A 6,563-nucleotide genomic window follows, 5' to 3' on the forward strand; every position below is an offset into this window, starting at 1 on the left:
TTCAAGAAGAAGAGTTCAAACGACATTTCTTCAGGGGACTGTATTTCAGCCGTGTTCTCTTCCGATCTAAGGATGTTCATGAAGATGTGCGAATTCTAGTAGTCGTAGAATTAGCGTAGAACTTCAAAGATGACCCCGACACTAAATCTTGGCTCCAAGAACGCGCTACCCAAGATGATAATAATTATGTGCGATGTGCAGCAGTTATAGGATTAGCGGAGAACTTCAAAGATGACCCCGACACCAAATCCTGGCTCCAAGAACGCGCTACCCAGGATGATAATAATGATGTGCGATATATGGCAGTCCGACAATTAGCGGAAAACTTCAAAGATGACCCCGACACCAAATCTATTCTCAAAGAACGTGCTACCCAGGATGATGATAACGATGTGCGACGTGCAGCAGTCCAAGAATTAGCTAAATACTTTAAATATCAGCCTGAGTTGTTTGACATCTACCACAACTGCGCTGTTAATGATTCCTTTGAGCGCGAGGAAGAGGATGAAACCAACCCTCGGCGCATTGCACTGGAGATAATTATCAAGCAATTTCCTCAGCATGAGCAGACTTTACCACTGTTGCGCGATCGCGCCAAGAATGACCCAGATGAGCAAGTGCGGGAATTTGCTCAGAAGAAGTTAAAGCAGTTGGAAGGGTAAACGTAAGCTGAGTATATGCCAAAAAGCTTAATATTATCTATGTCACAATTGAGGAACAGACAATAAACCCAACCAATGAACAAGCACAAGCCTGTGTGCGAGTCTGCCAAATGTTATCAAACACTTATAAAGATATCCACCTGTTTCGTTTTCAAATCCAAACTAGAGATGTGTATATTTTGGCAGGCGAGAATATTGAAATTATCGTACCCCCTAGTGGACTCTGGAGGTTTTTAAATGAAACCGAACTTTGAAGCAATGACTAACAAAGAACTGACAGCTTATATACTTGCACATCGAGATGATGATGAGGCTATTCGTGTCTTGTTTAGTCGCCGTAATCCTCCTGACTCGGAAGCAACATGGTACGGGCCAATGGTAGCTGAAGACGGTACGCCAATTGAAGAAAATATTCGCATTGCAGAAGAAGCAATTAGGCAACGCATTGAGCAAGCAAATAAAAACAAGCAAGATTCTCAAAGTTAAGAATAAAAGATTGGCTAAAAATATGAACAATACAGAAGTTCGTCAGCAAATCAACCAATATCTAGATGGATTATCTTCAGAACGCCTACAACTGGTTGCTGATTTTTTAGCATATCTAGCAGATAAAGAGAGCGAAGATGCTACCCAAGAGTTACTTGATATCCCTGGATTTATTGAATCATTTGAAGAAGGTAAAAAAGATATTGCTGAAGGTCGGGTAAAAAGCTGGAGAACAATTCGTTAATAATGCACTTCAAAGGTTAGAAGAAATTAAAAATGCTCAAGAGGAAGAAAAAGAATGAATTATCACTACACAATAATTATTCAGTGGTCTGATGAAGATGAGTGTTTTGTTGTCAGTCTTCCTGAATGGGGAGAATTTTGTCACACTCACGGAGAGACTTATGAAGACGCTCTGAAAAATGCTCAAGAAGTTTTAGAAATGCTGATTGAATCATCTTTGGCTGACGGTGAAACTCTACCAGAGCCAAAAACATTAGGAAAGTCGTTAAAAGTAGCGTTGTAAATTAGTAAAATTAAATAAAAATAGGTAATCTCATGACTACATCTGTAAATACCACCAAAGTATACGACGAAATTATAGAGTTTATTGCTGCTGGAACCACTCCCCAAAGTGTTATCGATTTCAAACTCTCGGATGCAGCCAAAGACCGTTTAGAGGATCTGGTTTATCGGGCAAAAACTGAAGGTCTTACAGGAAGTGATGAGCGAGAGTTAAATCATTTCCTCACGCTAGAGCATATTATGACTTTAGCAAAAGCAAAAGCTCATCAGTACATTAACCCTAAGTAAGTATTCAAAATGCCTCGTCTATATATTAATGCAGAACTACGGCGTTTAGTTAGCGATCGCGCCGAGCATATTTGCGAGTACTGTCTCGTCTCTGAAGTAGATAGATCGTCAGGTTGTCAAGTTGACCATATAATCAGTGTCAAACACGGCGGTGCTACAACAGAAGATAATCTCTGCTATGCCTGTATCTTCTGTAACCTGCAAAAAGGGACGGATTTAGGATCAATTAATTGGCAAACTGGCGAACTTGTGCGGTTTTTTAACCCACGCAGAGACTTTTGGGGTGAGCATTTTCGACTGGATGAGGCTGTAATTGTGCATCAAACAGATATTGGTGAAGTTACTGCACGTATCCTAGATTTTAACGGCGATGAAAGGATTGTAGAACGACAAGCTTTGATTGCATCTGGTCAGTATCCCTCAGCATCGGCGCTAAAACAGATAAATAAATAGGTTATGATGTAATGCTGCGTAGGTTTTGCCTAAAAACTTGCTTCCGTGTATGTTGGGTTGAGGAATGAAACCCAACATTTTCACGGTTTTGTCGGGTTTCACGACCTTCAACCCAACCGACAAATTTTCTAAAACAGATAAATAAATAGGTTATGATGTGCGATCGCTGGAAGAAATTGTTCTGGATAATCAATTAGCCAGTTGTATTGTGTGCGTTACGCTGCGCTAACATACCTTACTAAAGTAAAAATTATCAGAAAATGTGCGATCGCATCTATCAATGGGAATTCTATACTTAGCAACTATTGCTACTTCATCATTAGAACTCTCAAGGTAAATATATAATGGCTTATCAAAATATTGCAGCCACCCTTTCGCCACAAGAGATCCAAGAAATTAAAGCTGCGTTACAGACAGTTCAAAAAAAGCTGCCCTTTCTGATTACTCTCAGCACTGAAGAACGGCGTAAGTTAGTAAAAATGGGCGATAAAAGCCTAGCTTTTGTAAATAATAGCATCACTGCTGCTCAGTCGAACCGCGAAATCCTTCCAGCCACTTTTGACGTTGAAGAACTTGTCCGGGATTATCAATTAGCCACTGCGCTTACCGAACTTTTAATCTCAGTACAGCAACTCGCCGAACAGGTAGATGATACTCTAATGGCAGTCGGTAGTGAAGCTATGACTAGCAGTTTGACTGTTTATGATTACGTGAAGACTGCATCAAAAAAGACTCCAGGCTTAAAAACTGTCGCTGAACAGTTGGGCGAACGTTTTAAAGCTATCAAAGGTAGGCCAGCTAAAGCTGCATCTAGTTCTTGATAAATTGACACTCATTAATGAGGCTTTGACACTCATTAATGAGGCTTTGATACTCATTAATGAGTCTTTAATACTCATTAATGAGGCTTTGATACTCATTAATGAGGCTTTGATACTCATTAATGAGGCTTTGATACTCATTAATGAAGCTTTGACACTCATTAATGAAGCTTTGACACTCATTAATGAAGCTTTGATAGTCATTAATGAAGCTTTGATAGTCATTAATGAGGCTTTGATAGTCATTAATGAGTCTCGAAAATCAAAATGTTTAGCCCTGTCCTGCAAAAATCATTCGTGCGTTGCTTCATTTTGATGGTTTTGTCATCATTACCACGCTTTCAAATATCTTTGCAATAAATGAACTGGCTGTAAGGCCGTACATCTGTACGTCCTTACTATATATAGTGAATATCAGGTGAAACTAGTGGTAGATATGGATCAATACCATTCAGTTAAACCCAAAATCCTTGGTAGAGACGCGTTAGCATTGTGGAGCGAAGCCCAATCTAATTTCGCGTCTTTACAGTTTAGGTAGAGCAGAGAAGCATCCCAAATTTGCAAAGAAAATTTAGTGCTACTTGACCTGTATAAACGATATTGAGTTATTCAAGCCACTCGCCATAGAGCTATAGTTACCAGCAGTATAGTCACGGCATAGACCACCAGTTTCATTTTGGCATACACGCACCACTGTACCCGATGGTACACTCAATGAACTGATCGCGTCATTACCAACAATATTTAAGTCACCTTCGTTAGCTTTGTATACTCCTGGAGTTGTGGGAAAAGACTGAGAAACTCCACCAAAATTCGGTTCAGTGTAGACCTTAACCTTTTGTGAGGAAGTGTTGGAGACGTTGTAAGAAAGCTTGTAAATCGTGCCACTGTAGTCATCTGAAATTAACAAATTGCCTTGCTGATCTACTGCTGTATCTACGGGTCGTCCCCAGATTTCTTGTGTTGCTGAAACTAGCCAACCACTGACTAAATCCATCTCCTGCCCTGGAGTCTTGGTCGTAGTGTTCCAGGGAAAGTAAGCTATTCTGTAGCCTGTTTTCTTCTGCCGATTCCATGAACCATGCAACCCCGCCACGGCCCCAGTTGAGTACAAGCTGGGAAAGTTGGTATTTTGTAAGAATGTTAATCCCAAAGGAGCGGAATGGGCTTGTATACCCTTGCTAATCCTATCCATTGCATTGCAATTAACACTTCCACCAGCATTGAACTGATAGTCGCGGTCAAATGGCATATTGTTGACGCCATTTGATGTGTCAGGGTTGGGGTTGCAGAATGGCCAACCGTAGTTACCACCATCTCTAACTTTTGTGAACTCCTCTGGCGGGTGGTTATCAACGTAGGACTGAATAATCTTACCGTAATTACCACTACCATCGTTCAAAGGATAGGCGATGTTATCTCGATTATTAACGACTACCCAAAGGTCATTTGTACCAGGCACGAATGCTAATCCTTCGGCATTACGTAAACCTCGAGCAAAAAGCCGTTTACCGCTTCCATCAGCGTTGTACTGGTAAATCGCGCCGCGCACTGGGTTGCTGACAGTATCTTCCTTACAAGCATTGCATGTAGAAGCAATGGACACGTACAGTTTGTGATTAGAATCAAGTGCGATATTCTTTAGTTCGTGACCATAAGCACCTTTGAGTTCTGATGTGCTGCTGTCTGGTAAACCAGTTATAACGATTTCACGATTTTTTGCGGTTATATCTCCAGATTTGTAGATGAAGCGGTTAATTTGATTAGTCTCAGAGATATAAACGTATGTTGTGTTGCCAATCTTATGAAACACAATGTCGTGTGGTCTGCGTAGACCTGTCACGAAGTCAGAAATAATTGGATCTTTGGCGCCATTTGCTCGGACAATTAACACTTTACCTTTACTGGGCTGTGACACTAGAAGATCCCCATTGGGAGCAACAGTCATAAAGCGAGCATTCGGAATGCGAGTATAAACAGAGATGGAGAAGTTGGGTGGCACCTTCAAGTAACGGTTAATGTTGAAGGGCGCATAGTTCATGCTGTTAGGCACTTTCAGCTTGGTTTCAACAGACGCAGCTGGTGGTTGGGCAAAAGCTGCGGTAGGAAAAACTTCTAGGGACATCAAACTAGTAAGTGGAGGGATCAAACTAACTAGCGATAGAGATAATATACGGCCGAGCATTTGTACTGAGTTTAGAGAAAACACACTCATCTTGAACTTCCTTCTAGCCTAATAGTGATTTAGGTTACACAATAAATCTCGAATTGTCGATTTTTTTTTCGAGATTCAAAACAAAGCTTACTTAAGTAGACTAGTTTTTGATAATACTTTTTAGGTATATTTGTCTAGTCACGCTTTGTGTAACTACAGTTACGGAACCGAGCAGATAATAACCCATATCTCCGACTTATTCAATAAGTAGAGGATCAAAATCTCACTTAATCAAGCTATGTTTCAGGCTAATATACTGAATATTACAAAAAAGTGTGCGTAGGCGTAGGCTGTCGTAGACATTGCTTTTAGCTACTAAATACTTTTGGTATGTTCTCCTGTGCTAATATATCTACTAAAATAAAAATTACAAATTAGTGTATATAAATGTAGCCCTTACTAGACATTGCATCTACTAAGTTGAATTAAATATTTAGTAGCCATTCAAGCTTTAGTACAAAAACACTTAAGTAAATATACAGTTATTTATCAAAATATTGCAGCTACCTTTGGCCACAAGATATCCAAGAAATTAAAGCCGCGCTCTAGACAGTCCAAAAAAAGATGCTCACTCAACTTTTAATCTCAATGCAGCAACTCACCGAATAGGTAGATGATGCGATGACTAACAGTTTGACAATTTATCACTACGTGAGCATCGAAAAAAAACTTCAGGCGGAAAAACTGTCGCTGAAGAGTTGGGCGAACGTTTTAAAGCTATTGGTAGAGTAGTGCAAGAAATAAAGAACGAACCGCCTTCTCTACGAAAGGCTTCCGCCAACGCCAGCGTCTCGTTAGAGAAGAGCGCCAAGTACGCCAACGCATAGCGTCTCGAAGAGAAGAAATAAAAAATTAAGAGATTTGGCGCTCTTCACAAAGAAACGATATTCGTAAACGAGTATTTGAACTCTGTTTATCAGTCTTGAAAATCGAAATACTCAGACCTGGCAAAGATGATTCGCGGCTATACAGACTTGTGTTGAGCATCTAGACTTACTTCGACTACGCGGTAGTTGAATCTCGATTTACAACGACTGCGCGGTAGTTGAATCTCGACTCACTTCGACGCCGCTCAGTGCAAGTCGCTCGATTACCGCGTAGTCGAAACTCAGT

At 40.5% G+C, this 6,563-nt stretch carries 9 protein-coding genes; 8 read left to right on the top strand and 1 reads right to left on the bottom strand.

Annotated features, from left to right (window positions below; translation table 11 throughout):
* Window positions 1-188 precede the first annotated feature (188 nt).
* The 8 genes from RMX98_RS25320 (at window position 189) to RMX98_RS25355 (ending at window position 3,235) form a co-directional block, all read left to right on the top strand.
* The gene (locus RMX98_RS25320; RefSeq protein WP_409881820.1) at window positions 189-662 is read left to right on the top strand and encodes a HEAT repeat domain-containing protein; all 474 of its coding nucleotides are present in this window, start codon (window positions 189-191) and stop codon (window positions 660-662) included.
* Window positions 663-724: 62 nt separating this feature from the next.
* The gene (locus RMX98_RS25325; RefSeq protein WP_409880840.1) at window positions 725-916 is read left to right on the top strand and encodes a DUF6888 family protein; all 192 of its coding nucleotides are present in this window, start codon (window positions 725-727) and stop codon (window positions 914-916) included.
* The gene (locus RMX98_RS25330) at window positions 900-1,148 is read left to right on the top strand and encodes a DUF6887 family protein (protein WP_322681384.1); all 249 of its coding nucleotides are present in this window, start codon (window positions 900-902) and stop codon (window positions 1,146-1,148) included. Before RMX98_RS25325 ends, RMX98_RS25330 begins: the two co-directional genes overlap by 17 nt.
* Window positions 1,149-1,170: 22 nt before the next feature.
* The gene (locus tag RMX98_RS25335) at window positions 1,171-1,392 is read left to right on the top strand and encodes a hypothetical protein (protein ID WP_322681383.1); all 222 of its coding nucleotides are present in this window, start codon (window positions 1,171-1,173) and stop codon (window positions 1,390-1,392) included.
* 54 nt (window positions 1,393-1,446) lie between these two features.
* On the top strand, window positions 1,447-1,674 hold the full coding sequence (locus RMX98_RS25340) for a type II toxin-antitoxin system HicB family antitoxin (RefSeq protein ID WP_322681382.1): 228 nt from the start codon (window positions 1,447-1,449) through the stop codon (window positions 1,672-1,674).
* 32 nt (window positions 1,675-1,706) lie between these two features.
* On the top strand, window positions 1,707-1,961 hold the full coding sequence (locus tag RMX98_RS25345; RefSeq protein WP_322681381.1) for a hypothetical protein: 255 nt from the start codon (window positions 1,707-1,709) through the stop codon (window positions 1,959-1,961).
* Window positions 1,962-1,970: 9 nt separating this feature from the next.
* Window positions 1,971-2,414, top strand: coding sequence for an HNH endonuclease signature motif containing protein (locus tag RMX98_RS25350; RefSeq protein ID WP_322681380.1), 444 nt, complete (start codon window positions 1,971-1,973; stop codon window positions 2,412-2,414).
* A 344-nt stretch (window positions 2,415-2,758) separates the two neighbouring features.
* The gene (locus tag RMX98_RS25355) at window positions 2,759-3,235 is read left to right on the top strand and encodes a hypothetical protein (protein ID WP_322681379.1); all 477 of its coding nucleotides are present in this window, start codon (window positions 2,759-2,761) and stop codon (window positions 3,233-3,235) included.
* A gap of 577 nt (window positions 3,236-3,812) precedes the next feature.
* On the opposite strand, the gene RMX98_RS25360 is transcribed toward RMX98_RS25355, so the two are convergent.
* Entirely contained in the window at window positions 3,813-5,450 is a 1,638-nt protein-coding gene (locus tag RMX98_RS25360; protein ID WP_322681378.1) for a PQQ-dependent sugar dehydrogenase, read from the bottom strand.
* Window positions 5,451-6,563 lie beyond the last annotated feature (1,113 nt).

It is taken from the genome of Nostoc sp. DedQUE02 (genome assembly GCF_034531035.1).
In the GTDB taxonomy this organism is placed as follows: Bacteria; Cyanobacteriota; Cyanobacteriia; order Cyanobacteriales; family Nostocaceae; genus Nostoc.